4 protein-coding genes are annotated in these 2,253 nt (G+C 47.2%); 3 read left to right on the forward strand and 1 reads right to left on the reverse strand.

Annotation, left to right across the window (positions count from 1 at the left end; translation table 11 throughout):
• A partial coding sequence (locus tag QVA83_RS11360; protein WP_287498474.1) for a HesA/MoeB/ThiF family protein occupies positions 1-612 on the reverse strand: 612 nt, incomplete at its 3' end.
• A 124-nt stretch (positions 613-736) separates the two neighbouring features.
• Here QVA83_RS11360 and moaB point away from each other — a divergent pair.
• From moaB to QVA83_RS11375, 3 genes are all read left to right on the forward strand, one after another.
• Positions 737-1,243, forward strand: coding sequence for a molybdenum cofactor biosynthesis protein B (moaB, locus tag QVA83_RS11365; RefSeq protein ID WP_014949775.1), 507 nt, complete (start codon positions 737-739; stop codon positions 1,241-1,243).
• Complete coding sequence (gene moaC, locus QVA83_RS11370) at positions 1,240-1,719, forward strand: cyclic pyranopterin monophosphate synthase MoaC (RefSeq protein ID WP_156078473.1); 480 nt, start codon at positions 1,240-1,242, stop codon at positions 1,717-1,719. Before moaB ends, moaC begins: the two co-directional genes overlap by 4 nt.
• Before the next feature lie 164 nt (positions 1,720-1,883).
• A complete protein-coding gene (locus QVA83_RS11375) occupies positions 1,884-2,132 on the forward strand; it encodes a MoaD/ThiS family protein (protein ID WP_014949773.1) in 249 nt (82 codons plus the stop codon).
• Positions 2,133-2,253: the final 121 nt, after the last annotated feature.

Below are 2,253 nucleotides of genomic sequence, written 5' to 3' on the forward strand. Positions count from 1 at the left end.
TACTACTGGCGAGAATATACCTGCCTCAACACAGCTTAAATCGGGTGATTCAAATAGCGTTCGTAAGCATGCATAGCAGCGGCTCTCACCGGGTATAGCAACGAAAAGCTGGCCTTCAAAGCGAATGGCTGCGCCCGATACTAGCGGAGTATTTAGTTTAAAACAAAATAGGTTTATTAAATCTCGTGAGTCTGTATTGTCGGTGCAATCTAGCACAACGTCAGCTCGCTCTATGGCTTGTTTTAATGCTGGTGAAAGCTGAGTAGAGCTGGGCGCCGAAAACGGTTCTGCCGTTACGGTAATGTCGCAGTCACTGTTTATTGCAGTGAGCCGCGCTTTAGCCGCCTCTACTTTACTTATTCCTACATCTTGTTCGCTAAACAAGGTTTGCCTTGGCAGGTTGGTGGCCTCAACAGTGTCGTGGTCGATAAGTGTAAGAGAGCCCACGCCACTGGCGCAAAGGTTAGTGGCGGCCGCGGTGCCAAGCCCGCCAATACCAATGATACAAATATTGGCGTTTAGCAGCGCTTCTTGACCGTCTAGGTCCACTTTGGGAAGCACAATGTGGCGGTTATAACGCATAGCCTGCTGATTAGTTAGGCTTTTAGACATAGTTTATGCCAACTTAGTTGTTGAATTCATGGCATGCACCCTTATAAAGTGATTACCAAATAGTATTTTGGCTGGTACTTTATCAAAAACCGCCAAAATGTCGCATATCAAATTAGGATTTCATATGTCAGTTGTCAGCCAACCCCTTAATATTGCCGTACTCACTATTTCAGATACGCGCACCCTCGAAAACGACAAGTCGGGAGACTACTTGAAAGAGGCGCTTACCTCGGTTGGCCATAACCTTTATGATCGCGACTTGGTGAAAGACGATATTTATCAACAGCGCGCCGTGGTGTCGAAGTGGATTGCCGATAAGAACATTCACGCCGTATTAATTACCGGTGGTACAGGTTTCACCCACCGCGACTCAACGCCAGAGGCCATCAGTGTATTGTTCGACAAAGAAGTTGACGGCTTTGGCGAGCTATTTCGCCAAATTAGCTATGAAGAGATTGGTACATCAACCATTCAGTCTCGCGCAGTAGCGGGCTTTGCTAATAATACGGTTATTTTCTGCCTGCCAGGTTCAACAGGAGCGTGTCGTACGGCGTGGGAAAAAATTATTTCTAGCCAACTTGATGCCGACTTTAGACCGTGTAACTTTGTGAAGCATTTGGTAGAAGCATGAGTACCTTTAGCCATTTAAACGCTGGCGGTGAAGCCAATATGGTCGACGTTAGCAACAAAGACGTTACCAAGCGAGAAGCCACAGCAGAAGGTTTTTTATACGTAAGCGAAGACGTTATTCGCCAAATCTCTGAGTCAAAAATTGCAAAAGGTGATGTATTTGCAGTTGCCCGTGTAGCGGGTATTCAAGGGGCGAAACGCTGCGCCGATCTTATTCCTCTTTGTCACCCATTGGCATTGTCAAAGGTGGATATAAACTTTGACATTCAGGCCGACCAAAACCGAATTCAAGCCATCTGCTATTGTAAGCTAAGCGGTAAAACCGGCGTTGAAATGGAAGCGCTCACGGGTGTAAATGTGGCGCTATTAACCTTGTTTGATATGTGCAAAGCCATCGACCCTGGCATGCATATGGAAGGGGTGCGGGTACTGGAAAAAAAAGGCGGTAAGACAGGCCACTGGCGGTCCGACACCTAGTTTTCACAAAGGCCAGTGAAAGGCCAGTGAGCTAGACAATGACGTGCATAAAGCGTACACGCACTCAAAAAGCAACGCACTTTAGGCTCAACCCATTTCAGAGGCTTGGCAAGATTAATTAGCGCGCACAAAACAACCTTAACAACGTAGATAACAGGCAAAGCATGCAGGTAACGGTAAAAACATTCGCACAAACCCGAGAGATTACGGGAGAGGACAATATCGCGCTTCATATAAGCGAGAACAGCACTATTGAGACCGTAATATCGCAGCTTAAAACACGTAGTGACAAGTGGGCATTAGCACTAGAGGGCAGTGTGCTTACTGCCTGTAATCAAGAGCTTTGCGATCTCCAAACAGTACTTAGCGACGGTGATGAGCTGGCGCTATTTCCACCTGTGACAGGGGGCTAGCTATGTTCGCGCTAGTTCAAGTTGAAGATTTCGACCAAGGAGAGCTTTACGCTAGGCTAAAGCAGTCGGCAGATGAGAAGGCCTGCGGCAACACCGGCGCGATTGTTACTTTTACCGGGCT

Origin of the sequence: Alteromonas sp. AO-Serp, from assembly GCF_017849675.1 — a bacterium.
In the GTDB taxonomy this organism is placed as follows: Bacteria; Pseudomonadota; Gammaproteobacteria; order Enterobacterales; family Alteromonadaceae; genus Alteromonas; species Alteromonas macleodii.